Below are 23,447 nucleotides of genomic sequence, written 5' to 3' on the forward strand. Positions count from 1 at the left end.
TGCAACTTCTTAATGGAATAAGAAGGGTGCATTAAAAGTATCTGTTAAGGTGTCCAGAGAAGATTAGGAAACCGAAACATACAACGTGGAACGTAATTACAATCGCAAGGATGCGTGTAAATTTATTGTTTGGCCAAAACTTATGCTTTTTGTTTTTTCGTTCGAAAATATCGAATAAAATAAACAGTGCGGCATGGTATAGACCATAAATAATATACTGCGCAACAGCGCTTCCTTGGATATGCCAAATTCCCATAATGAAGAAGTTTAAAAATGCACCGATATACGAAATTGTGTAACGGTTCTTAATTAACTTTTTCTTCGTTGCAAAAAAGACGAAACGCATGTAAATAAAATCACGGAACCAGAATGATAAACTCATGTGCCAGCGGTTCCAGAAGTCTTTAATATTACGACTAAGGAATGGCTTATTGAAGTTTTCTGGCGTTTTAATTCCCATCATATAACTTACACCAATTACAAAAGAGCTATAACCAGCAAAATCAAAGAATAGATATAAGCTATAGCTATACATGTAAATCATATTTGAAAATATTGTATCGTGTTGAGCGAATGCTGGGTCCATACAATATTGCTTTATTAAGTAAGCAATAATAAATTTATACAAGAAACCTTGGAAAATACGATTTAGTCCTGTATATAGTAAATTTTGATATTCTTCAGCGCTAGGTGGCTTTTGAATATCTTTTTGGAATCTTCGGTAACGATCGATAGGTCCTGTTGAAATCGCAGGGAAGAATAAAACGAATTCCCAGAAGTTAAAGAAAGAAAGCTCTTTAATTAAACCATCACGAACTTCAAATACCATCTGAACTGCTCTGAATGTTACGTAAGATATACCTAGAAAAACAACAAGTTTTAACTCAGGTAAAAACGATGCAAACGGTGCGATTTTTGCCAAAATAAGAGGCAAAATCGATAAAATAACAGCTATGCAAAATGTGAATGTACTATTATTTTGTTTTCTTAAAAGTAAATAGCCTTTAATTAGGGCATATTGCCAAATAATAAATGCGGCTAACATAATCGCTTGCTTCGGTTTATCTGAGAAGATAATAGCAATCATGACTAATGTTAATACTGCATTATATTTACGCAACATTTTACCTTTTAATCCAGCTATGATAGTAGGTATTAATAAAATGCCCACTATAGCGAAAAAATAAAATGATCCATATGCGGTCATGCTGTAACCTCACTCAATAATTTTTTGCGATCTACCTTTCCATTTGGTGTCATTGGAATAGAAGATTGATACATGAATTTACGTGGAATCATGTAGTTTGGTAATCGCTCATTGAGTTCTTTTTTGATTGCAGATGTTAATTTGAATTCTTTTTCAAATGAATGTTCTCCAGGAACAACAACCGCTAATAAATAATCGTATTTTTCACCTTTTTTAATTGGAACGATAACTGCACCTTCTACGTAAGAACACGCACGAAGGTGATGCTCAATTTCTTCTAATTCCATTCGATAACCATGCAGCTTAATTTGGAAATCAAGACGACCATTATAGAATAGAAGACCATTTTCAACATAGCCAGCATCGCCTGTTTTATAGGCGCGCTCACCGTCAATCATAGTAAATGCTTTTTCTGTTAATTCAGGGCTTCCTAAATATCCAACGCTTACGCTTGGACCGACAATTACGATTTCACCTTTTTCACCATCAGGTGCAATCGTTCCATCTTCTTTCATAATAAGAAGGCGGCAGTCTGATTTACAGTAGCCCACTGGAAGTGATTTGTATTGATCAAGCACTTCTTCTGTAACGTGAATACCTGTTACAGCGACAGTAGCTTCTGTTGGACCGTAAGTATTCATAATTGTTGCTTTTGGGAAACGCTCAATTAATTTTCTAGCCACTTCATTTGGTAACACTTCACCGCAGAATAAGAATGTTTTCATGTTCGGTAGCATACTCTCAGAGAAAGATGCTTCCATTAAACACATTTCAGCGAAAGAAGGTGTGGAAGTCCATACTTGAATATCCGATTGCTCTAAAGAAGCAAACAAGTCTTTTGGACGCGCAATCATATCTTTATCGATTGCCCAAAGTGTACCACCTGTTACTAATGATGGGTAAATATCCATTACAGATAAATCGAATGAGAAAGGTGCTTGATTTAAGAATACTTGCCCTGTTTGTAAGTTGAAATCTTCTACAGCCCATTTTGTAAAGCTAACAAGGCAGTTATAAGTAATCTGAACCCCTTTCGGATTACCTGTGCTTCCTGATGTGTAAATAATGTAGAAGTTCTCATCACCTTTTACCGCATGTTCAGGATTTGGAGTGTTCCCTTTATGAGTAAAGAAAATATCTTTTAAGTTGTCTTCACTTACGATGCGAACTGGTAAATCAGTTACAGTTACTGCTGTTGCCGATAAAAGTAATTTCGCACCAGAATTTTCAGCAATACGTTGTACACGATCAGCTGGGATAGATAAATCTACAGGGATGTAAGCATGTCCAGCTTTTACACATCCTAAAAAGTTAATAATCATTTCAGGTTGCATATGGCCATACACCATAATTGGTGAACGATCGTCTGGATACTCAGAAGAAATCCAATGTGCTAACGCATCAGAATCTTCCTTTAATTGTTTGTACGTAATTTTCGCATCTCGCCAAACAAAAGCGGTTTGATCAGGCGTTTCTGCAGCCCACTTTTCAATTTGTTCTAATAACTTCATAACGTTCCCACCCTAGAATTCATTGTAAATAAATGTACTTGTGTTTGTATCATGGAATCCATACAACCAAAGTAATGCAAATAAAATTGCAAGATAATAAACCGTCTTTGCAACCCATTGTGTGAGTGGTCGAGACCATATCTCTTTTAATCTTTCCATGTCTTTCCCTCTCTTAATGAAATAATAGCTCTTTGTAGGTATCATGTCCTACATTATTGTGAAAAAAACAAAATCCCACATTTTAGGTAAAAATAAGTCAAAAGGCTCTTTTTTGATATTAGCACTAAATACTAAAAAAGAAAATCCCTAACTTAGCAATTATATTACATTCAGCATGAATTTGTAATGGGTTTGACATGTAAATAGAAAGGAGATTGTGTGAATACATAAAAGTGGACTATAAGAATACGTAAAAATACAGTATTTGTTTTTATTAATCATTCAAGATGGAGTAAACTTTTAAATTTCTAGTTATTTTGAAAAGGAGGAAATTATCATGAATAGAGTGTGGAAGAATCTAATTTCGGAAGAAAATATCGTGAAATGGAGAAGGCACTTCCATAAGTATCCGGAATTATCATTTCATGAAAAAGAAACTTCGCAATTTATATATGATACATTATGCTCATTTTCTTCTTTTGAAGTAACGAGACCGACGAAGTATAGTGTACTAGCAATTAAAAGAGGTGTGAAGCAAGGGAAAGTAATTGCGATTCGAGCTGATATAGATGCTTTGCCAATTCAAGAGGAGACAAGTAAATCTTATACATCTGTGAATAAAGGAATGATGCATGCATGTGGGCACGATGCTCACGCAGCTATTTTATTAAGCACAGCAGAGGTGCTATCAAATATAAAGGAAGATTTTGCAGGTGAGATTCGTCTATTCTTTCAGCACGCAGAAGAGGTGTATCCCGGTGGGGGACAAGAAATGGTTGAGGCAGGTGTAATGGACGGTGTTGATTATGTAATAGGTTTACATGTTATGTCTGGATTAGAAAGCGGAAAGATAGGAATTGCGTATGGGCCGATGATGGCGGCACCAGACGTATTTACAGTTGAAATTCAAGGCAAAGGAGGACATGCGGCGCGGCCAGAAGAAACGATAGACCCTATTGCTATCGGAGCACAGATTATTACAAATTTACAACATATCGTATCAAGAAATACGAGTGCTTTTATGCAAAGGGTTATTTCAGTTACACAATTTCATGGGGGAACGGCTGACAATATTATTCCTAGTACAGCAACTTTAATGGGAACCGTTCGTTCATTTAATCAAGCATTGAGGGTGGAAGCAGAAGGGAAAATCGAGAAAATTGTGAAAGGAATTACAGAAGCACATGGAGGATCGTATACATATACGTATCGATATGGATATGATCCGGTTATTAATGATGAATATATTACGAAAATAGTAGAAGAAAGTGCACTACATTTGTTTGGGAATGAGCGTGTTGTGAAGCTTGAACCTTCTATGGGTGGGGAAGATTTTTCAGCATATTTTAAGAAAAGCACCCGGTTGTTTCATTAAATTAGGAACAGGTAATGAAAATATATATACTTGTTATCCACATCATCATCCGAAATTTGATGTGGATGAATCAGCATTAATTTGTGGAGTGGAGCTATTTTTAGAGACGACTATAAGATTACTAAAATCATAGAAAAACAAAAAAAGGCAACTGCACTCTATTGCAGTTGCTTTTATTTCTTTCCGTCAGAGAGGGCTGAGAAAGAACTATGCTCATTCATAGTATATGAATAGCTAACGGACAAGCTTGTACATTTTAATCATTTTTTTAAAAATAGTTGTTGACATTGATAATCAATGTCAATTAATCTAAATGTAGTTGAAATTGATAATTATTATCAATGGGATGGATGCGACATGTTAATGAGAAAAAATTTTCACCTTCTACGGAGGGGATTAAAAGATAAAAATAAAGATGTTGATCAGCATATGGAATGGCAAAGAAATGTAATTCGGTCTGAATATGTAGATGAGAAGAAGAGCATTCAAACAGAAAAAGAGATACAAAGTAAAGGGAGAGGTTCAGTTGAGTAAGTTAGTAATGATTTTTGCAAGTATGAGTGGAAATACAGAGGAAATGGCTGACCATATTGCCGGCGTAATTCGTGAAACAGAAAATGAAATTGAAGTTATTGATATTATGGATTCACCAGAAGCTTCTATATTAGAACAGTATGATGGAATTATTTTAGGTGCATACACTTGGGGAGATGGTGATCTTCCTGATGATTTCTTAGATTTTTATGATGCAATGGATTCTATTGATTTAACTGGGAAAAAAGCAGCAGTATTCGGATCGTGTGATTCGGCTTATCCGAAATACGGAGTGGCAGTTGACATTTTAATAGAAAAGCTACAAGAGCGCGGGGCAGCAGTTGTGTTAGAAGGACTAAAAGTAGAATTAACGCCAGAAGATGAAGATGTAGAAAAATGTTTACAGTTTGGAGCTGAATTTGTAAAACACCTTTCTTAATGGCAGAAGGGAGATGAAGAGCAAGTGCATGAGAAAATCTCAATCAAAACGATGACAGATTATCATTTGTATGATTTTATGCGTTGTCCGCATAAATTTTATTTTCGTCATATAAAAAGAAGAGAACCTTCTTCATTTGAATGGCAACAAATAGCACAAATGATTGTCAATCAAATTATTAACGAGTATTACACGCTACCTGCGGGTCAACAAATGAAAATTGTACTTTTAATATTAATAGAAAAGTATTGGAAAAAAGTAAGGATTAATATGTTTGCTTCGAAGACGGATTACTATATTGTATTAGCGAAGCTAACGGATCACTTATTACAGTTTGTTGAAAAGGATGATAGTCAGACACCACCATTGTTTTTATACGAGAAGTTTCAAACATATATGGAAGAGTTAGGTGTCCACATGTCATTGACATTTGAAGTTGGTGAGTGGAGTGCTGAGTCGTTTGTAATTAAAAAGTATGTTGTCGATGCAGATGAGGAAATGCTTGCTCTTTGTCAGAAGCTAATGACAGTATTCAGTTATAAAGCTTTCGGCGTTCTTCCAGGAAAAATTGAAGTTATTAATTTAATAGAAGGAACTAAGTATGAGTACATTCCGAAACAGGAAGATATTATATCTGGAATGGCTGATTTATCTAGAATGAAAGAAATGTTGCAACAACCGGAGCATTATACAGAGCGTCATTTTCGTTCTGAGTGTATAAGTTGTGCGTTTCGTAGTGAATGTCAAGGGGAAGAAGTAAAGAAAGAAGCGAAACAGAAGAAAAATATAGTTCATTAAAGGATGCAACTTTGCATCCTTTTTTGTTATTGACATGAAAAGCTTTTCATCATTTACGGTATATTTGTAGCAGACTTTAATAAAGTGAAACTTTAATCAGTGGGGGGGTGTCCATCACCCACTGATTATCAGTCCTCACTAATCGGGCTACCCACAAATAGCGGGATAAAGGGAGGAATAATCAATGAAAGATGAAACAAAAGTATTTCAATGGTTAAAAGAACAAAATGCTCCTTTTGAAATTCAACTGCAAATTTTACAGGCATTTCAATTGTATAAAGTTATTGTTGAAATGGATAAAAAGTTAATGAGGTATGAGGAGAGAGTATATAGGGAGAGAATGTAATCTCATCCCTGTAATATCGTTTTTAGCTGTTCTGTACCTGTAATGAATTCGAGTTCATTCTCTGACTCAAAGTTATAAATAATATTATGTAGTAAAGGACTGTATTGATAAAAGATAGTAATGCGATGAATGAGTAATGGGTCATGATGAGAAATAAGTGTACTGTACTGTTCATATACAGATGTAGTAAACTCATGTCCGAAATCATAATATAGTCCTGCAAAATCAAAAGCAGGATCGCCAATTTGCGCATCACCAAAATCGATAACACCTGAAATGCTTTTGTTCTGCTTGTTAAATAAAATGTGATGATGTGTAAAATCAGCGTGAATGATTGTGTTTTGAAAAGTGGACGTATCTAAACATGCAAAGAAATTTTCAAATAAGCGATTTAAGGCTAGTTTTTGTAATGAAGTAAGGTTAGTAGTGAGATATTGGTTTAATTTTGTTTGTAGCTCTTTCCAGTAGGTACATGTTTTTTCAATAGAGAAACATAGCGTTGTAACTTGGTGTGAAGGAATACTATGTAGTACCGCAAGGAAAGTAGCTAATTGTGTAATAATTGCTTGAAGCTCCGTATCCTCCAGTTTGGCAACGGTTTCTGTTTTTAATGGTTCACCATGAATGAGAGTATAGTAACTACAAAGAGGAACCTCATCAGATTCATTTTTATAAATTAGCTGATATTGTGGAACTTCGATTTCTTGTAGTGATTGAGTGAGAATTGTGCATAGTTCTTTTTCTAGTGGAATTCGCATTGCATATTCCTGTTTTCGCGGGAAACGAAACAGTAGCTCATCATTTACTATAACTGCTACATTATCCCATCCTTCTTCATTTTGTTTATATGAATGTATAGAAAGATTAGGCAAAGCTTCTTTTATATAATGTTTGTAAGAGTCCATAATTGTTCCTCGTTTCTGAGTTAAGTTATTCTAATTTATGATATCAGAATTTTCTTTCTATATGTTAAAATATAGCTATCATTATGAAGAAGGGCGGGAGTATTACGAAAAAAAGACTGTTAATCATTTCTCTATGTATCGCTTTTGTATTGTTTTGGTCATATAAAGAGGAGGTTTTTGCTACCTTTAAACCGATTGATCAGTACGAATTAAATAAGGAGTTAAAGAACAAAAGTATAGAAAATTTAACTCATAATGAAATGAAAAAGGTAGGAGAGTATTTTGTGACCGAGCAACTATCAGTATTTGAGTTTACTAATAAAGAAGATGTGAAACGAAAAGGTGAAGAAATATTTTTAAATAGAGGGTATGAACAATTAATGGGAAATTATGATCCAAATCGTTTTCAAGATTTAGAGTATAAATTTACAAACGAGGAGATACGTGAAGAGACAGATGAGAGTTTTCTCTATCAAGCTGTAGCGTACGTTGTGGGTACTGAAAATGGTAAGAGAAGCGAAATGAAATTGAATTATGAAGTGAAAATTGTAAAGGTTGATAATATATTTATGGTGCTAGAACAAAAGCAGCGCATACAATAAAGGAAATTCATTGCTCAATAGAACATTTGGGGATGTACTACTTAATGCGGAATAAAAAAGCCCTCAAGGAATCAAGGGCCTTTAAAGATTTTCATTTTGTTGACCAAGTTCTTTTTGAGCAATATATAAATTTCCTTGCTCGACTTGTTTAAGGGTATGAACAGAATCTCCTGCATATTCTTTTTGTGCTTTAACAGTTCTTTTTGAACGATTGGAATCTTGTTTCTTCATATAATAAGCCACCTTTCATCAAAAATAAACGAAAATGATAAGTATGAGTAATACAGCAGCGAAAATGGTAATGCCCATTAAAAACGAAGTGTTTTTATATTTAGGTGGCTTATGTACATCTTGCCGATACCCAGGTGAAATTTCAGGGGCAAATTCTTCATCGAATGATTGCTTTTTTTCTTTTTCGTCCATATGTATCCACCTTTCTTTCTCATTATCGTATACGTTACAAGAAAAAATATGCATAAAGAAAACAGCCGCTTTATTATTAGCGGCTGTTTTGTGTTATATATTTTCGTTGTACTTGAAAAAGACGGATAAGTAGGAAGGCAGCGCCAAATGCTAGACCGATAATAAGACCGATCCAATAGCCTTTCGCGGCCCATTCTGTATACGTTGCTAATATGTAACCTAGTGGTAGACCAATTATCCAATAAGCAATTAAAGTCATAATTAGAGCAACATTTACATCTTTATAACCACGCAAAGCTCCTTGTACAGGGGTTGCAATTGCATCTGAAATTTGAAATAAAATTGCAAAGATAAGAAATTCTTTTGCTAAATGATGAACTTTTGCATCTGTCGTATAAATAGAAGCAATTTGATCATCAAAAAAGTAGAGAAGAATCGAATATAATAAAGCAAAGGCAAGGGCTAATCCAATTCCAATCAGTCCGTATTGTTTTGCATTATTGTAACGTTTTGCTCCAACTTCGAATCCAACCGCAATAGTCATTGCCATTGCTAAACTTAGCGGAGTCATATATAACAAGGAAGCAAAGTTCATAGCTGCTTGGTGAGCTGCAATAGTTGTCGTACTAAAATTACTCATCATGAGCGTTACCGCAGCGAAAATACTTGTTTCAAAAAAGATAGCAAATCCGATAGGGACGCCAAGTTTTAAGAATGCTGTCCAACTCGAAAGAGAAGGTCGGTATAATTGTTTGAAAATGTTGAAAGAGGCAAAAGGCTCTTTCGTCTGAATAATAATGACTGTAATAATTAAAATGCACCAATATGTTGCAGTGGAAGCAATTGCTGCTCCGACACCACCAAGCTTTGGGAAACCGAAGTTACCAAAAATTAATAGGTAATTCAATATTACGTTAATTGGTAATGATAGTAATGTAATAATCATCGTTGTTCGAGTTTTTCCTAATGCATCAATAAATCCACGTAAAACAGTGTAAGTGAATAAAGGTATAATTCCTATTGCGATAATACTTAAAAATTGCGCTGCAATACGTTCCACAGGTTCTTCTAAGCGCATGCCATTTAAAATAGGTGAAACGACGAAGAAACCGATGAGGATAACAACGAAGCTAGCACAAATTGCTAAATAAACTGCTTGTATGACAACGTGGGGAACGTCCTCTTTTTTCTTGGATCCAACGAGCTGTGCAACAATGGGAGTAGTAGCCATTAAAATTCCTGTTAACCCCGTACTAACTGGAATCCATATACTTGTTCCAATTGCAACACCTGCTAAATCAGTTGGACTTGCATGTCCTGACATTGTTGTATCAAAAAAACTCATCGCAAATAATGACATTTGCGTTACGAAAATCGGAAAAAATAGTAATACAAATTGCTTTAACTTTTGTGAGAATGAAGTAGTTTCTTTCATAAAATCCCCTTTCCGTATAAAAAAACAAACTCTTACTATCATACAATTTAATCAAAGATTAGAAAAGAAATACGCGCCTACAACATATGAAGCCAATAAAAAAAGGATGCACTTTGAAAAGGGATAAGGTATTATGATAAGGTGTGAAAAAATTACATATTATTTGTTATTAAGGAGGCACTACTTGTGGCTGATTGGTTAATTGGTTTAATCATGGGTGCTGTTGAAGGGTTAACAGAGTTTCTACCAGTATCATCAACAGGACATATGATTTTAACAGGACATTTAATTGGATTTAACGATGAGAGAGCGAAAGTTTTTGAAGTTGTTATCCAATTGGGATCGATTTTAGCAGTTGTTGTTATATTTTGGAAGCGTCTATGGTCGTTAGTTGGAATAGGTAAAGTAACAGACGGACCATCGTTAAATTTATTACATATTATTATCGGGATGATTCCTGCCGGGGTACTTGGCGTATTATTCCATAGCACTATTAAAGAGGTTTTATTTGGTCCAGGACCAGTTGTTATTAGCTTAGTAGCCGGTGGTATTTTAATGATTGTTGCTGAGAAGTTTTCGAAACCAAGTACAGCAAGAACGTTAGATGAAATCACATATAAACAGGCATTTACAATTGGAATGTTCCAATGTTTAGCTCTTTGGCCAGGATTTTCTCGTTCTGGTTCTACAATAAGTGGTGGTTTATTAGCTCGCGTGTCGCATACAGCGGCAGCTGAATATACGTTCATTTTAGCGGTACCGATGATGGTAGCTGCAAGTGGCTTAGATTTAATTAAAAGCTGGGATGTATTAAGCTCAGCAGATATAACGCTATTTGTAACAGGATTTGTAACTGCATTCGTTGTTGCGATGCTTGCAATTGTTTCATTCTTGAAATTATTATCTCGTGTAAAACTAACACCGTTCGCTTATTATCGTTTCATTTTAGCTGCGGTATTCTATTTCTTCATTATGTAAGAATAAATTATCGGTAATCCCCTATAGAATAGACACTTGAAAAAAGTCTATTCTATAGGGGATTTCTTTTATAGGAGGAGAAAATAAAATTTTCGCTCTCATTTACTTGTATTTCACTATGTAAAATATGACATAATGATTTTATTAGTTAAACCAATCGGGCTTTTACGGGCAGCCCGCCCCCCACCTAACTCTTTGCTTACGCTGAATTTTGAGGTGGGGGTCTTACTGCCCGGCAAATAGCGGGATAAATAAAATTTATAGGGTATTTGAGAGGAGCAGTTTAGTGAGTTTTGCAATAGAAATAGTAATTCCAGCACCAATTGATGTCGTTTTTGATTATGTAAATAATGATGAGAAGATATTGGAATGGAGTACCTTTATGGTAGAAAACAGGTATCCTCCAAATGTAGATATAAACAATCCTCGTGAAGGGGATAAATATATATCTGTGCAAAAGATGGGTAAGAAAATATATGAGTTTGAGGCAGAAATTTTAGAGTGTGAAGCACCTTATATCGTATCAATTGGATGTGAAATGAAGCAAGGCTATACAGTCGCAACTTATATGTTAGAAGAGGATGAAGAAGGCACATCACTTACTTTAATTATAGAATTTGAACCGAATAATTTTTTATATAAGATTATGTATAAGTTGACTGGGTGGATGACTCGTGGAGTCTATATGGGGGAGATAGAGCGTCTAGCAGAGTGCGTAGATGCCGCATATTCTCAGAAAAAAGGATTATAATTTTGTAAAATAAAAAACCTGCCGAGCTCGGCAGGTTTTTATTTTACTACTTTTTCCATCATGTTTTCCATTACATGTTCCCAAAGAGAAGTATCATCAGCTAATGTAGCACGGAAATTAGCATACATTTCTTTTTGTTTTTCTTCGAATGTTGGATCTTCTTTTTCAGGTAATGTAGCGCGCATTGAAGTTACTAATTCTTGTACTTTTGGAGCGCGTGGTCCCCAAACAGCTTGTTCATTTCCGTCTTTATCAATGAAAATAAAGATTGGAATCGCACGTGCTGTTCCATTTGTTAAATATTGATCCATTAATTCTAAGTTTTCATCGCGAATTAATAAACTCATATCAATATTTGCAACTTCAGAAATGCGTTTCATAACAGGTACGCATAAAAGAGCATCGCCACACCAATCAGCAGTTAATACGATAACACGCCAGCCATCATTTTGACGTTCTTCTAATACAGGAAGTAATTCATTTGGAATTAAAAAGTTATTGTAAATGTGTAGTAGTTCGTATTGGTTTACTTTCATTTCATTCACATATGTATCAAAGGACATACCTTTATCAGCCCATTGTTGTAAGTTCATAATTAACACCTCTTTAGTAAGATTTGCTTTCATTGTACCAATTTTTATATAGAAAAGCTTGTATTCTTACTCTTTCTTGTCACTTAATAATTTATTTAATAGAAAAAAGAATAGTACGACACATAATTCAGTTAAGTTAGACATTTGTACGCTTTCTATCCAATCATCAGCAGTATGAATGACGAACCAATCTAGTGTAATTTCAATGAATGAGAAAAGAGTGATAGAAATCAAATTTGGCATGTTTTGAGTCAATGGATATAGCAGCGCTTTGAAGAAACTGAAAATAAATAATGTAATACTATCTAAGAAAGTGATTAATAAAAAAAGAGAAGTAAAGTAGTACGTGAACTATACGCTATACCTGTAATTTGAAAGATTCCTACATATACAAAAAATATAAATGCAAAAACTATAATGAGAAAAAGAGCAATAATACTAATGATAATTGTTTTATCTTTTAGGCTGAGATTTGAGAACCTCTCCTTCTCATGCATTAAAATACCCCCTTTTTCTGAAAGGTGACTTCGTTTTATCATGAAATACATATTAAAAAACTACGAATTATGGGAAAATAAGGTGACAAAAAGTAAGATTTCATGTAAAATTATTAATAAGGTTTTTATTTAACTAAATGAAATAAAAGGAGCTGTCAAAGTTGTCTCAAAATCGAGAGCAATTAATGGAAGAACTATCGACAAATGTGTTTGCTATGTTTCGCACGTTGCGTAATGATATTGGAAAAATATTCGGTGGTTACATACCGTGGAATGAATTCATCGTTCTGAGAATATTAAATCGTACGAATAAAGAAATGGTATCGCGTGTAGCAAATGAATTAAATGTGTCGAATAGTCATATTACAGCTGTTACAGAAAAATTAATTAATAAAGGTTTTGTAACTCGTTCACGTTCTACATCAGATCGCCGAGTTGTGTATTTAGAGATTACAGAACAAGGGAAAGATTTAGTTTCGAAAATGGAAGATGCGAAAAAACAATATTTACAAGAAAGATTCTCTGCACTTTCAGAAGATGAAATGAATGTAATGATTTCAATTTCCCAAAAACTTATTTAAGTGATTATAAACAAGAAAACGTTTACGTGATGAAATAGAAGATCTTCCTTATATATGGGAGATCTTCTTTCGTGTGTAATAGATGTTAATAAATAAAATGTGTATGAAAAAAGATAGAGCGCCATACTACTAATACAAGGAAGGAGGGAGAAGCATGACGAATCGTAACGGTAGTAAAGGGAGCGGTAATCAAGGGTCACCAAAGTCCGGCCAATTTAATCAGGAATTTAGCACTGAATTTGAAACTGGTAATGATAATAAAGGAAAAGAATATCGTTCTAAAAAAGGGAGTAAATCAAAAAAGGAGTGAAATAATTCACTCCTTTTTTGATTTAAGATGCTGCCGATTGATCCGTATTATATTTTTCTTCTGATTTTGCGACAATCATTGCGCAAATTGCATCGCCAGAAATGTTTACAGCTGTTCTAGACATATCTAGAATACGGTCAATACCGATAATTAAAGCGATGCCTTCTACTGGCAGATTTACTTGATTTAAAACCATTGTAAGCATTACAAGTCCAACACCAGGTACACCAGCAGTACCGATACTAGCTAGTACAGCAGTTAATACAACCATAGCTAATTGGGGTAATGTAAGTTCAACACCGTATACTTGAGCGATAAATACAGTGGCTACCCCTTGCATAATGGCAGTACCATCCATATTAATAGTTGCCCCTAGTGGTTGTACAAATGAGCTTATCGCTTTTGGAACGCCAAGTTTATCTTGTGCTGTTTTCATTGCAAATGGAAGCGATGCATTAGAGCTAGATGTACTAAATCCAATTGCCATTACTGGTCCGAAATGTTTAAAGAAACGAACAATACTTTCTTTTGCTAATACCTTTAATAAGCCGCCATATACAAAGACCCCGTGAATAATGAGTACTAACATAACGACAATCATATACTTGAACATCGCAGCGACGCCTGTAAGACCCATTTTACCAACGGATGAAGCGAGCAAACCGAATGTTCCAATTGGGGCTAATTTCATAACGATATTAACAAGATACATCATTAATTCGTTGCCCTGTTCAAGTAATGAATGGATACCTTGAACTCGTTTTCCTAAAATAGCTATACCGAGTCCAATCAATACGGCAAAGGCAATGATTTGTAACATGTTTCCGTCAGCCATCGCTTTTGCTGGGTTATCTGGTACGATATTTAGCAATGTGTCGACGAAAGATGTTTCAGTTTTTGCACCTTCATACTTAAGACCTTCTGTTTTAAAATTACCGCCAGCTCCTGGTTTTATAATAAGTGCAAATGTAACCGCTATAGAGATGGCAACCGCAGTTGTTACGAGGAAGAATGAAATTGATTTTAAACCGATTCTTCCAAGTTGTTTCGGATCTCCAAGACCGGCAGCACCAAGTACGATAGAAATGAACACAACGGGAACAACTAGCATTTTAATAAGTCGAATAAACAATTGACCAATTGGGTTGAACACATATTGATTTAGTGGCTCAAAGATAGATGGAGCAGCTAAATTTAGAGTGAGTCCAACAACTAGACCTAGAAATAATGCGATTAAGATTGCTTTTGTTTGTTTCAATAAAATCCCCCTTTTGTTTTTGCGAAATTTCTTTCTAAAGTAATTATACCGAAAAAATACTTAATTTTACAATATTTTCTGAATTTTTTGTTTAAGTGTAGATAGACTTATTTTGTGTTTGGAAAATAAAATAGACCATCACATAGGATGGTCAAGGGAAGGGGACAATTTATGTCAATTTAATTAGGGATGGAAGTTGCTTTAAGACACTGGGGAATGTCTTATAAATTAGGGAGGAACAACTTCGATACATATACTATAAAAGATAGGTGTGACTCTCATGTGAACATAGGGTGAAAGAGAGAGGGAGTTTTAAATAAAAGATAGAAAGACAAAAAATAAGACCATCATTTATAAGATGGTCAAGGAAGGGGACAATTTATGTCAATTTAATTAGGGATGGAAGCTGTTCAAAGACACTGGGGAATGTCTTATAAATTAGGGAGGAACAACTTCGATACATATACTATAAAAGGTAGATGTGACCTCTGTGTGAACATAGGGTGAAAGAGAGAGGGAGTTTTAAATAAAAGATAGAAAGACAAAAAAATAAGACCATCATTTATAAGATGGTCAAGGAAGGGGACAATTTATGTCAATTTAATTAGGGATGGAAGCTGTTCAAAGACACTGGGGAATGTCTTATAAATTAGGGAGGAACAACTTCGATACATATACTATAAAAGGTAGATGTGACCTCTGTGTGAACATAGGGTGAAAGAGAGAGGGAGTTTTAAATAAAATGAAAATTTAATGAGTGTTTTTTGTTCATCCCCTGTTAATTATTAGCCTTAACCAATCGGGCGTTTATTGCCCACAAATAGCGGAATAAAAGATAGAGCAAACAAAAAATAAGACCATCACATATAAGATGGTCAAGGAAGGGGACAATTTATGTTAATTTAATTAGGGATGGAAGCTATTCAAAGACACTGGGGAATGTCTTATAAATTAGGGAGGAACAGCTTCGATACATATACTATAAAAGGTGGATGTGATCTCTGCGTGAACATAGAGTGAAAGATATGGGGATTTGAAAAATAGTACATATGAAATTGTTATTGCTAGCAATATTGAGCTAGGATATAGTTTTCCAGCATAAAACGAAAAAGGAATCTGAATATAAATAAAAGTTGTAATCTATAAAAAAAAGGATTATGCTCAACTATATTATGAGAATATAAGGTTTGTCCCAGTTATTTAAGGGCTTTTAAAAAGCTTTTTATTTATGAGGGGAAAGCTTCACTTTAATAAGGGAGTTAGTGATATGGACGTAACAAAAAAACAAGGACTTTATAATCGTCTTATACGATTAAACCCACCACAAATATTAGCATTAGGTTTTTTCTGCTTAATTGTGGTTGGCGGTTTGTTATTAAAATTACCATTCGCAACGAAAGTACATATTAGTTGGGTAGATGCTTTCTTTACAGCAACGTCAGCAGCGACCGTAACTGGTTTAGGAGTAGTGGATACAGCAAGTACATTTACGATGTTTGGCGAAATTGTTATTATGTTTTTAATTCAAACAGGTGGTCTAGGTCTTATGACAATTGCCATTTTAATTGTTTGGGTACTAGGTAAAAAAATCGGATTACGTCATCGTTTGTTAATTGGAGAAGCATTTAATCAAACAAATATAGGTGGTCTTGTAAAATTAGTAAAGCGTGTCTTTATATTTTCGATTTGTATTGAACTTATTGGGGTCATCTTTTTATCGTTTCGCTTTATTCCAGAGTTTGGTTTTGGAAAAGGTTTATACTATAGTATTTTTCATGTAATTGCATCTTATAATAATGCAGGCTTTGCTTTATGGCCAGATAATTTAACAAGATATGTAGGGGATCCCATTATTAATATTGGGATTTGCTCTTTAATTGTAATAGGGGGACTCGGTTTTACCGTATTAATTGATATGTGGTATAGCCGTAGTTTTCGAAAATTATCGCTTCATTCGAAAATCATGATTATTGGAACAGTAGTGCTAAATGTTATAGCGATGATTGTTATTTTTGTATTGGAATATAATAATGTGAAGACGTTAGGGAATTTACCTTTAAATGAAAAGTTATGGGCTTCTTTCTTCCAAGGTATAACTCCTCGTACTGCTGGATTTAATACAGTTGACTACGGGGGAATGGAAGAATCATCTATATTATTTACGATGATTTTGATGTTTATTGGTGCAGGAAGTGTATCGACAGGTGGAGGAATTAAATTAACGACGTTTGTTATCTTAATTACATCTGTCCTTTCTTTCTTTAGAAAAAAGGAGGAAATCGTATTATTTCAGCGTACGATAAAAATGTCAACAGTAACGAGAGCATTAGCCATTGCTGTTGCCAGTCAAATACTTATTTTTGCAGCGGTATTTATATTAATGCTGACAGAAAACTTCAGCTTTATTCAATTATTATTTGAGACGATATCAGCGTTTGGCACAGTCGGATTAACGATGGGAATTACTGCAAAGCTATCGGCATTCGGAAAATGTATTATTATGTTTGTTATGTTTTGCGGATTGATTGGACCATTAACACTTGTGTTCTCTTTAGCGCGACCAGCAAAACAAAAAATAAAATATCCATCGGAAGATGTGTTTACAGGATAAGGTATCCCACGTTAAGCGAGATACCTTTTTCTTTTTTAGAACAGAGAGAACAGTAAACCAATTAGTGCTACTCGGAATAAAATTGCAATAAGTGCAGCAATCCCACCAACAACTGCAGCGATACCCCCAGTTACAGTAGCTCCGCGGTTATAAGCGTAAATACCGAGTAAAACAGAAACAAGACCAAATAGTGTTGGGAATGTAAATAGTGATAAGATAGATAGTGCAAGAGCAATAAAACCAGCAGTTGATCCAGCAGCGGAAGATTTTACAGCATCTTTATCGTCTTTATCGTCTTTATCATCGTAATTATAATCAATGCGTTGTGGTGCAACTTCAGCGGCGTACTCTTCCTTATAATCACTATCTATTCTATCTCTTCTTTTATAATCATCAAATTTCTCAGTCAAAGTCATGACTCCTTTCATAACAAGGTTCAATAGTAGTATGTATCTCTTTTTCTTTTTTATCCCGCATTAACGGGTAGTAAGACCCCATCTCAAAATTCCGCGAAAGCAAAAAAAGTTAGGTGGGGATTGGGCTGCCCGTAAAAGCCCGATTGGTTAGGGCTAATAATCAGTGGGGGATAAACACCCCCCCACTGATTAAAGTTTCACTATACCGGAGCATGTACAGGGAGTGGTATCTTTTAAAAGGAGGAAAATGTTTTCTTGAAATAGGAAAAGTTAGTATGACTTCCTCTATTTTGGAAAGTATAAAAAGGAATAATGAGGAAAGGGTGCAATACATAATGGAACATCCAATTGAAAATTTAATGAAAACGGCAATGACAAATTTAAAAGAGATGGTAGATGTAAATACGATTGTTGGGAGTCCGGTTTCAACAGCTGACGGAAATGTAGTATTAACAGTATCTCAAGTGGCTTTTGGTTTTGGAGCTGGTGGAAGTGATTTTAAAGGGGATTTCATTACTGAAAAACATAACGGTGGGCAAAATCAGCATAAAGAGAACAAGCAAGGGCATCCATTTGGAGGAGGAAGCGGGGCTGGGGTTTCCATTAGTCCAGTGGCTTTTTTAGTAGTTGGTTCTAATGGGGTGCAAGTATTACATCTCAACAGTAGTACACATTTAATTGAAAAGGCTTTAAATACTGTACCAAGCACTGTAGATAAATTTGTAAATGGTCGTCAAAAGTGAACTTGCATTTTTTAGGAATTATGATATATTAGAAAAAGTGCGCTTTAGGATGATCGGAATAATTGAAATGTAAATATATATGATGTATGGAATAAGGGAGAGGACTTTATGATTAATATTAAAAACTTAGTAGTTGGCTTATTTATGTTAGTAAGCGGCTTTGTTGTATATGTAATAAAAGAAAAAGCTCCATTCTAAAACAGACAAACCGTTACTGTCTGTTTTTAATTTGCAGAAAAATGTTGACAAGTTATTGTATTGGTGTTAGAATTTTAATTCGTGTCTCGGTTACAGCTAGTGTAGAGTAAATATTTCTTATGAATGCAATACGAAAAGTTTGCGAAAGATCGGGTAATTTTATCAACAACTTTTGTGAACAAACCCTATAAATTGTATTTGTAAGCTATATATGTATACTAGTGAATCAAGGAGCGGTCAGTGGAACCGTAATGATGAGAGAGAGGTAGGGCTTTCATCCAGTATATGTTACTTTCCCGTTAGGTGAATATAAAAAAGAGGACTCCTTTTAAAAGGAGTCCTCTTTCATTTTTTAAGTGCGACTTTCAACTTGTTGACAAATTTCATCCGTTGTTAAACCGTGAGCTGTAATGACTGATCCTTTAATTGATGCATCTGCAATGCCCATCATATTGGAATCTTGCCCAGTTACCACACAACAATCGCACCCTTGTGCATCCTGTTCTGAGTTAAGTGTAACAACTTCATGACCTTGTTGCTGAAGAGCTTGTTGAACGTCTGTTAATGAGTTTTCAACGCCAATTCTAGCCATAATTCTCACCTCCTACCATCTAATTGCTAGTATGCTCAAGTTCACTGCATATATTTATGAAAAGACGGTAGGAAGTAAATCTTTGTTTAGTCGTTATATACGCCAGTAAGCATTTGACTAACGAATTGGTCGTTTAATGTATCTTGTGCTGAAGAAGTATTTGAATGGATGTCAATTGAAGCAATAAAATGATTATGTTCTTTCGTATTTGGTTCTACCTCTACGTAATTATCGAATTTACAAAAACCTTTCGTATCCATTAGATCAAATAATTGCAGCATTTCTACTACCTCTTGTCTCGTTCCTTTAATTTGTACACACGCCATATTTATTTCCTCCTTTATTTTGACAAATTGTTTTTTAAAAATAGGATTATGATTACGAAATGAAAAATATGAATGTTATTTTTAGACAGCGCTATTTTTGTTATTTTCCCCCTTTTTCACCAAAAGTCGTTATATATTCCCGGATTTATAAAATCGGATGTCCGTTTATTGAATACAATAGATTCGTATCAATTGATGAAAATCCTTCTTTTAAACAAATATTTTTTTAGTGGAAATTGGCGAAAAAAATTTTTTGACTTTTTGTAAACGTTAACAATGTTGTTAAATCAATATAATTAAAGAAGTACGTACGATTAAAAATTATAAATTTTCTAAAAATTCACTTGATTTATTTAGAAAGGAGAGTAAACTAGGAAACAATAAAAAATTCATAGAACATAGGAGGCGCTTCTAGTGAATGAGCAATGGATTTTCTTAAATGGAGAATTTGCTCCAAAAGATGAAGCAAAAGTTTCAGTATATGATCATGGCTATTTATATGGCGATGGAGTATTTGAAGGAATTAGAGTTTATAGCGGTAATGTTTTCCGTTTGAGAGAGCATCTTGTCCGGTTGTATGAATCAGCAAAATCAATCCTTTTAGAAATTCCATATTCATTAGATGAAGTAACAAATATTGTTGTTGAGACAATTCAACAAAATAAATTATCTAATGGATACATTCGACTTGTTGTATCAAGAGGAGCAGGAAATCTTGGATTGGATCCCGATTCATGTAAGAAGCCGAATGTAGTAGTAATTGCAGAACAATTATCTTTATTCCCACAAGAATATTATGAGAAAGGGATTCCAGTTGTAACAGTTGCAACGCGCCGAAATCGTCCCGATGTTTTATCCCCTCAAGTAAAATCTTTAAATTACTTAAACAATATTTTAGTTCGTATTGAAGCGAAATTAGCTGGAGTACAAGAAGCACTTATGTTAAATGATCAGGGATATGTAGCTGAAGGATCAGGAGATAACGTGTTTATTGTTAAAGGAAATAAATTAATTACACCACCAAGTTCTGCTGGAGCGTTAGAAGGTATTACACGAAACGCCATTTTAGAAATTGGTGAAAAACTTGGATATGACGTAAGAGAAGAGTTATTTACAAGACATGATGTATATGTAGCTGATGAGGTGTTTTTAACAGGAACAGCTGCTGAAGTTATTGCTGTTACGACAGTAGATGGTAGAACGATTGGCTTAGGGCAAACAGGTCCACATACGAACCGTTTATTAGAAGAGTTTCGTAAGTTAGTTGTAGAAGATGGAGAGAAAATTTATGAAGAAAACAAAGTTGGATAACAACTTTTTTAACATAAGAAAGCGTTGATAGGGAGGAGTAGTTGATTGTGAAGCCTCACAGAGAGTCGGTGGTTGCTGAAAACCGATGGTTCACGTCGACGAACATCGCCCTTGAGTGCTAAGCTAAAGCATTTGTCTAGGCTTAGACGGTAGCTCCGTTATTAGCTAGATCCATTTATGGATCACTGAGGCAAGAGTATTCTTGCAAAGAAGGGTGGTACCGCGAAATCTTTCGTCCCTTCAGCACATAGCTGGAGTGTGGACGTAGGGTTTTTTTATTGTATAAAAGTTTGAAAAAGGGGGCTTATAAGAACAATGTCTTCAAAAACGGAAGAGAAACTGGCAACTGGTGCACAGCTATTGTTAGAAGCGCTAGAAAAGGAAGGCGTAGAAGTGATTTTCGGTTATCCGGGTGGTGCCGTTTTACCTCTCTATGATGCATTGTATGATTGTGAAATTCCACATATTTTAACAAGGCATGAGCAAGGGGCGATTCACGCTGCTGAAGGGTATGCCAGAATTACAGGGAATCCAGGGGTTGTAATTGCAACGAGTGGACCAGGTGCTACAAATGTAATTACGGGTCTAGCTGATGCGATGATTGATTCATTGCCACTTGTAGTATTTACAGGCCAAGTAGCAACAACGTTAATTGGGAGCGATGCTTTTCAAGAGGCAGATATTATGGGACTTACGATGCCAGTGACAAAACATAACTATCAAGTGCGAAAGGCCTCAGATTTACCTCGGATTATTAAAGAAGCATTTCATATTGCTAAAACAGGAAGACCAGGACCAGTCGTTATTGACCTTCCGAAAGATATGGTAGTCGAGAAAGGTGAGCGATGTAGCAATGTACAAATGGATTTACCAGGATATAACCCTAATTATGAACCGAATCTACTTCAAATAAACAAATTACTACAAGTAATTGAAACCGCAAAAAAACCGTTAATTTTAGCTGGAGCGGGTATATTGCACGCGAAAGCGTCGAAAGAATTGACAAGTTTTGCTCGTAAATATGAAATCCCTGTTGTGCATACATTACTTGGACTTGGTGGTTTTCCGCCAGATGATGAACTATTTCTAGGGATGGGGGGAATGCACGGTTCTTATACAGCCAATATGGCATTATATGAATGCGACTTACTCATTAATATAGGCGCGAGATTTGATGATCGTCTTACTGGAAATTTAGCTTTTTTTGCTAAAGGGGCGACTGTTGCACATATCGATATTGATCCAGCAGAAATCGGGAAAAATGTGCCAACAGAGATTCCTATTGTTGCAAGTGCTAAGCAGGCGTTAGAAGTATTGCTTCAATCAGAAGGAAAGAAAGAAAATCATCATGAATGGCTCTTTTTATTAAAGAGTAGAAAAGAAAAATATCCATTCTCTTATAAACGAAATTCTCAACGTATTAAACCTCAATATGCGATTGATATGCTATATGAAATTACGAAGGGAGAAGCGATTGTAACAACAGACGTTGGGCAACACCAAATGTGGGCAGCACAATATTATCCGCTGAAAAATCCAGATAAATGGGTAACTTCTGGCGGATTAGGAACGATGGGGTTCGGATTTCCAGCAGCAATCGGTGCGCAAATTGCAAAGCCTGAAGAATTAGTTATTGCAATTGTTGGTGATGCTGGGTTTCAAATGACTCTGCAAGAATTAAGTGTATTAAAAGAACACGTTTTACCTGTTAAAGTATTTATTTTAAATAATGAAGCTTTAGGAATGGTAAGACAATGGCAAGATGAATTTTACAACCAAAGATATTCGCACTCTTTATTGCCATGCCAACCAGATTTCGTCGCTCTTGCGAATGCATATGGCATAAAAGGTGTTCGTATTGACAATCCACTTCTTGCAAAGAAGCAAATCCAGCATGCAATTGAATTACAAGAGCCAGTCGTAATTGATTGTCGTGTACTTCAATCAGAGAAGGTTATGCCGATGGTTGCACCAGGAAAAGGTGTTCACCAAATGGAGGGAGTGGAAAAAGGGTGAAGAGAATTGTTACAGCGACAGTTCGAAATCAAAGTGGTGTGTTAAACCGAATTACAGGGGTTATGACACGAAGACATTTTAATATTGAAAGTATTTCAGTAGGTCATACGGAATCATCTGACATATCGCGGATGACGATTGTTGTACACGTTGAAAGTGAACAGCAAGTCGAGCAGTTAATTAAACAACTTCATAAGCAAATTGATGTTTTGAAAGTATCAGATATTACAGAAGAAGCGATGATTGCAAGAGAACTTGCACTTATTAAAGTAGCGACTTCAGTAGCAAGAGCTGAATTATACAGTTTAATTGAACCGTTTCGAGCCGCTGTAATAGATGTTGGGAAGGATTCCATAGTTGTGCAAGTAACAGGTACTCAGGAAAAAGTAGAAGCGTTAATTGAATTACTTCGTCCATACGGTTTGAAAGAAATTGCAAGAACAGGTGTAACAGCCTTTACGCGTAGTATGAAAAAACAAGATAAGCAAGTTATGTTAATCCAATAATCATTTAAATATAGGGGGAAATGAAA

At 35.1% G+C, this 23,447-nt stretch carries 27 protein-coding genes, 2 pseudogenes and 1 other annotated feature; of the genes and pseudogenes, 16 read left to right on the plus strand and 13 right to left on the minus strand.

All coding sequences use genetic code 11. The features are described from left to right. Positions 1 to 31: 31 nt before the first annotated feature. From dltB to AXW78_RS06635, 3 genes are read right to left on the minus strand one after another with little or no spacing between them, the layout of a single operon-like run. Entirely contained in the window at positions 32 to 1,207 is a 1,176-nt protein-coding gene (dltB, locus tag AXW78_RS06625) for a D-alanyl-lipoteichoic acid biosynthesis protein DltB (protein ID WP_000127930.1), read from the minus strand. Next, a complete protein-coding gene (dltA, locus tag AXW78_RS06630; protein ID WP_000770505.1) occupies positions 1,204 to 2,718 on the minus strand; it encodes a D-alanine--poly(phosphoribitol) ligase subunit DltA in 1,515 nt (504 codons plus the stop codon). Before dltA ends, dltB begins: the two co-directional genes overlap by 4 nt. Positions 2,719 to 2,730: 12 nt before the next feature. Then, positions 2,731 to 2,877 (minus strand): teichoic acid D-Ala incorporation-associated protein DltX, encoded by a 147-nt coding sequence (locus AXW78_RS06635; protein WP_000440293.1) that lies wholly within the window; start codon positions 2,875 to 2,877, stop codon positions 2,731 to 2,733. A gap of 337 nt (positions 2,878 to 3,214) precedes the next feature. On the opposite strand from AXW78_RS06635, the pseudogene amaA reads away from it, so the two are divergent. The 5 genes and pseudogenes from amaA to AXW78_RS34290 all read left to right on the plus strand — a co-directional run bounded on the left by amaA (position 3,215) and on the right by AXW78_RS34290 (position 6,369). Further along, a pseudogene (gene amaA / locus AXW78_RS06640) lies at positions 3,215 to 4,385 on the plus strand (N-acyl-aliphatic-L-amino acid amidohydrolase). 224 nt (positions 4,386 to 4,609) lie between these two features. Beyond that, the gene (locus AXW78_RS34285; RefSeq protein WP_000929023.1) at positions 4,610 to 4,786 is read left to right on the plus strand and encodes a hypothetical protein; all 177 of its coding nucleotides are present in this window, start codon (positions 4,610 to 4,612) and stop codon (positions 4,784 to 4,786) included. Further along, a complete protein-coding gene (locus AXW78_RS06650) occupies positions 4,779 to 5,225 on the plus strand; it encodes a flavodoxin (RefSeq protein ID WP_000041153.1) in 447 nt (148 codons plus the stop codon). Before AXW78_RS34285 ends, AXW78_RS06650 begins: the two co-directional genes overlap by 8 nt. Before the next feature lie 24 nt (positions 5,226 to 5,249). After that, complete coding sequence (locus AXW78_RS06655) at positions 5,250 to 6,023, plus strand: hypothetical protein (RefSeq protein WP_061883919.1); 774 nt, start codon at positions 5,250 to 5,252, stop codon at positions 6,021 to 6,023. A 184-nt stretch (positions 6,024 to 6,207) separates the two neighbouring features. Next, entirely contained in the window at positions 6,208 to 6,369 is a 162-nt protein-coding gene (locus AXW78_RS34290) for a hypothetical protein (protein ID WP_061883920.1), read from the plus strand. A gap of 2 nt (positions 6,370 to 6,371) precedes the next feature. Here the strand turns inward: AXW78_RS34290 and AXW78_RS06665 are convergent, their stop codons facing one another. After that, positions 6,372 to 7,274 carry an aminoglycoside phosphotransferase family protein gene (locus AXW78_RS06665; protein ID WP_000378987.1) on the minus strand — a complete coding sequence of 301 codons (903 nt, stop codon included), beginning with the start codon at positions 7,272 to 7,274 and terminating at the stop codon, positions 6,372 to 6,374. Positions 7,275 to 7,357: 83 nt separating this feature from the next. Here AXW78_RS06665 and AXW78_RS06670 point away from each other — a divergent pair, with 83 nt between their 5' ends. Next, a complete protein-coding gene (locus AXW78_RS06670) occupies positions 7,358 to 7,876 on the plus strand; it encodes a hypothetical protein (protein ID WP_000715255.1) in 519 nt (172 codons plus the stop codon). Positions 7,877 to 7,957: 81 nt separating this feature from the next. Here AXW78_RS06670 and AXW78_RS34295 read toward each other — a convergent pair whose 3' ends face one another. The 3 genes from AXW78_RS34295 to AXW78_RS06685 form a co-directional block, all read right to left on the minus strand. After that, positions 7,958 to 8,107, minus strand: a complete 150-nt coding sequence (locus AXW78_RS34295) for a hypothetical protein (protein WP_000743735.1) — start codon at positions 8,105 to 8,107, stop codon at positions 7,958 to 7,960. A gap of 18 nt (positions 8,108 to 8,125) precedes the next feature. Then, positions 8,126 to 8,299 (minus strand): hypothetical protein, encoded by a 174-nt coding sequence (locus AXW78_RS06680; RefSeq protein WP_000343558.1) that lies wholly within the window; start codon positions 8,297 to 8,299, stop codon positions 8,126 to 8,128. Between the two features lie 76 nt (positions 8,300 to 8,375). After that, on the minus strand, positions 8,376 to 9,734 hold the full coding sequence (locus AXW78_RS06685; RefSeq protein ID WP_000665552.1) for an MATE family efflux transporter: 1,359 nt from the start codon (positions 9,732 to 9,734) through the stop codon (positions 8,376 to 8,378). A 186-nt stretch (positions 9,735 to 9,920) separates the two neighbouring features. Between AXW78_RS06685 and uppP the strand changes: the two genes are divergently transcribed. After that, positions 9,921 to 10,712, plus strand: a complete 792-nt coding sequence (gene uppP / locus AXW78_RS06690; RefSeq protein ID WP_000796266.1) for a bacitracin resistance undecaprenyl-diphosphatase — start codon at positions 9,921 to 9,923, stop codon at positions 10,710 to 10,712. Positions 10,713 to 10,998: 286 nt separating this feature from the next. Continuing rightward, positions 10,999 to 11,463, plus strand: a complete 465-nt coding sequence (locus tag AXW78_RS06695; RefSeq protein ID WP_000006434.1) for an SRPBCC family protein — start codon at positions 10,999 to 11,001, stop codon at positions 11,461 to 11,463. Positions 11,464 to 11,501: 38 nt separating this feature from the next. On the opposite strand, the gene AXW78_RS06700 is transcribed toward AXW78_RS06695, so the two are convergent. Together AXW78_RS06700 and AXW78_RS06705 are read right to left on the minus strand one after the other, a co-directional pair. Next, entirely contained in the window at positions 11,502 to 12,089 is a 588-nt protein-coding gene (locus tag AXW78_RS06700) for a thioredoxin family protein (RefSeq protein WP_003300531.1), read from the minus strand. 33 nt (positions 12,090 to 12,122) lie between these two features. Then, positions 12,123 to 12,553: pseudogene (locus AXW78_RS06705) on the minus strand (YrvL family regulatory protein). A gap of 161 nt (positions 12,554 to 12,714) precedes the next feature. Here AXW78_RS06705 and AXW78_RS06710 point away from each other — a divergent pair. Continuing rightward, positions 12,715 to 13,134 carry a MarR family winged helix-turn-helix transcriptional regulator gene (locus tag AXW78_RS06710; protein ID WP_000081444.1) on the plus strand — a complete coding sequence of 140 codons (420 nt, stop codon included), beginning with the start codon at positions 12,715 to 12,717 and terminating at the stop codon, positions 13,132 to 13,134. Between the two features lie 154 nt (positions 13,135 to 13,288). Then, positions 13,289 to 13,444 (plus strand): hypothetical protein, encoded by a 156-nt coding sequence (locus tag AXW78_RS06715; protein ID WP_000184928.1) that lies wholly within the window; start codon positions 13,289 to 13,291, stop codon positions 13,442 to 13,444. Between the two features lie 22 nt (positions 13,445 to 13,466). Here the strand turns inward: AXW78_RS06715 and AXW78_RS06720 are convergent, their stop codons facing one another. Further along, complete coding sequence (locus AXW78_RS06720; protein ID WP_000814805.1) at positions 13,467 to 14,702, minus strand: dicarboxylate/amino acid:cation symporter; 1,236 nt, start codon at positions 14,700 to 14,702, stop codon at positions 13,467 to 13,469. Between the two features lie 1,267 nt (positions 14,703 to 15,969). On the opposite strand from AXW78_RS06720, the gene AXW78_RS06725 reads away from it, so the two are divergent. Next, positions 15,970 to 17,313 (plus strand): TrkH family potassium uptake protein, encoded by a 1,344-nt coding sequence (locus AXW78_RS06725; protein ID WP_000383527.1) that lies wholly within the window; start codon positions 15,970 to 15,972, stop codon positions 17,311 to 17,313. 35 nt (positions 17,314 to 17,348) lie between these two features. Here AXW78_RS06725 and AXW78_RS06730 read toward each other — a convergent pair whose 3' ends face one another. Next, entirely contained in the window at positions 17,349 to 17,723 is a 375-nt protein-coding gene (locus AXW78_RS06730) for a hypothetical protein (protein ID WP_061883921.1), read from the minus strand. Positions 17,724 to 18,004: 281 nt separating this feature from the next. On the opposite strand from AXW78_RS06730, the gene ytfJ reads away from it, so the two are divergent. Both ytfJ and AXW78_RS06740 read left to right on the plus strand, forming a co-directional pair. After that, positions 18,005 to 18,472: a GerW family sporulation protein gene (ytfJ, locus tag AXW78_RS06735; RefSeq protein WP_000204241.1), complete on the plus strand. Its 468-nt coding sequence runs from the start codon at positions 18,005 to 18,007 to the stop codon at positions 18,470 to 18,472. A gap of 108 nt (positions 18,473 to 18,580) precedes the next feature. Continuing rightward, positions 18,581 to 18,670, plus strand: a complete 90-nt coding sequence (locus AXW78_RS06740) for a hypothetical protein (RefSeq protein WP_000608227.1) — start codon at positions 18,581 to 18,583, stop codon at positions 18,668 to 18,670. Between the two features lie 352 nt (positions 18,671 to 19,022). Here the strand turns inward: AXW78_RS06740 and AXW78_RS06745 are convergent, their stop codons facing one another. Together AXW78_RS06745 and AXW78_RS06750 are read right to left on the minus strand one after the other, a co-directional pair. Next, on the minus strand, positions 19,023 to 19,262 hold the full coding sequence (locus tag AXW78_RS06745; RefSeq protein WP_000101018.1) for a YkuS family protein: 240 nt from the start codon (positions 19,260 to 19,262) through the stop codon (positions 19,023 to 19,025). 86 nt (positions 19,263 to 19,348) lie between these two features. Further along, entirely contained in the window at positions 19,349 to 19,588 is a 240-nt protein-coding gene (locus tag AXW78_RS06750; protein ID WP_000752512.1) for a DUF3911 family protein, read from the minus strand. 414 nt (positions 19,589 to 20,002) lie between these two features. Between AXW78_RS06750 and ilvE the strand changes: the two genes are divergently transcribed. The 3 genes from ilvE (at position 20,003) to ilvN (ending at position 23,421) form a co-directional block, all read left to right on the plus strand. Beyond that, a complete protein-coding gene (gene ilvE / locus AXW78_RS06755; protein WP_061883922.1) occupies positions 20,003 to 20,899 on the plus strand; it encodes a branched-chain-amino-acid transaminase in 897 nt (298 codons plus the stop codon). A 15-nt stretch (positions 20,900 to 20,914) separates the two neighbouring features. Continuing rightward, positions 20,915 to 21,142 (plus strand) — a binding site (T-box leader). Between the two features lie 72 nt (positions 21,143 to 21,214). Then, positions 21,215 to 22,915, plus strand: a complete 1,701-nt coding sequence (gene ilvB / locus AXW78_RS06760; protein ID WP_061883923.1) for an acetolactate synthase large subunit — start codon at positions 21,215 to 21,217, stop codon at positions 22,913 to 22,915. Next, complete coding sequence (gene ilvN / locus AXW78_RS06765; RefSeq protein WP_000822953.1) at positions 22,912 to 23,421, plus strand: acetolactate synthase small subunit; 510 nt, start codon at positions 22,912 to 22,914, stop codon at positions 23,419 to 23,421. The genes ilvB and ilvN overlap by 4 nt, the downstream gene beginning before the upstream one ends. Positions 23,422 to 23,447: the final 26 nt, after the last annotated feature.

Origin of the sequence: Bacillus thuringiensis, assembly GCF_001595725.1 — a bacterium.
GTDB lineage: Bacteria > Bacillota > Bacilli > Bacillales > Bacillaceae_G > Bacillus_A > Bacillus_A thuringiensis_K.

Coding starts and splice junctions, on each gene's coding strand:
- dltB (WP_000127930.1), bottom strand. CDS start 1,207: ATGACCGCATATGGATCATTTTATTTTTTCGCTATAGTGGGCATTTTA.
- dltA (WP_000770505.1), bottom strand. CDS start 2,718: ATGAAGTTATTAGAACAAATTGAAAAGTGGGCTGCAGAAACGCCTGAT.
- AXW78_RS06635 (WP_000440293.1), bottom strand. CDS start 2,877: ATGGAAAGATTAAAAGAGATATGGTCTCGACCACTCACACAATGGGTT.
- AXW78_RS34285 (WP_000929023.1), top strand. CDS start 4,610: ATGTTAATGAGAAAAAATTTTCACCTTCTACGGAGGGGATTAAAAGAT.
- AXW78_RS34290 (WP_061883920.1), top strand. CDS start 6,208: ATGAAAGATGAAACAAAAGTATTTCAATGGTTAAAAGAACAAAATGCT.
- AXW78_RS06665 (WP_000378987.1), bottom strand. CDS start 7,274: ATGGACTCTTACAAACATTATATAAAAGAAGCTTTGCCTAATCTTTCT.
- AXW78_RS06670 (WP_000715255.1), top strand. CDS start 7,358: ATGAAGAAGGGCGGGAGTATTACGAAAAAAAGACTGTTAATCATTTCT.
- AXW78_RS34295 (WP_000743735.1), bottom strand. CDS start 8,107: ATGAAGAAACAAGATTCCAATCGTTCAAAAAGAACTGTTAAAGCACAA.
- AXW78_RS06680 (WP_000343558.1), bottom strand. CDS start 8,299: ATGGACGAAAAAGAAAAAAAGCAATCATTCGATGAAGAATTTGCCCCT.
- AXW78_RS06685 (WP_000665552.1), bottom strand. CDS start 9,734: ATGAAAGAAACTACTTCATTCTCACAAAAGTTAAAGCAATTTGTATTA.
- AXW78_RS06700 (WP_003300531.1), bottom strand. CDS start 12,089: ATGAAAGCAAATCTTACTAAAGAGGTGTTAATTATGAACTTACAACAA.
- AXW78_RS06715 (WP_000184928.1), top strand. CDS start 13,289: ATGACGAATCGTAACGGTAGTAAAGGGAGCGGTAATCAAGGGTCACCA.
- AXW78_RS06725 (WP_000383527.1), top strand. CDS start 15,970: ATGGACGTAACAAAAAAACAAGGACTTTATAATCGTCTTATACGATTA.
- ytfJ (WP_000204241.1), top strand. CDS start 18,005: ATGACTTCCTCTATTTTGGAAAGTATAAAAAGGAATAATGAGGAAAGG.
- AXW78_RS06740 (WP_000608227.1), top strand. CDS start 18,581: ATGATTAATATTAAAAACTTAGTAGTTGGCTTATTTATGTTAGTAAGC.
- AXW78_RS06745 (WP_000101018.1), bottom strand. CDS start 19,262: ATGGCTAGAATTGGCGTTGAAAACTCATTAACAGACGTTCAACAAGCT.
- AXW78_RS06750 (WP_000752512.1), bottom strand. CDS start 19,588: ATGGCGTGTGTACAAATTAAAGGAACGAGACAAGAGGTAGTAGAAATG.
- ilvB (WP_061883923.1), top strand. CDS start 21,215: ATGTCTTCAAAAACGGAAGAGAAACTGGCAACTGGTGCACAGCTATTG.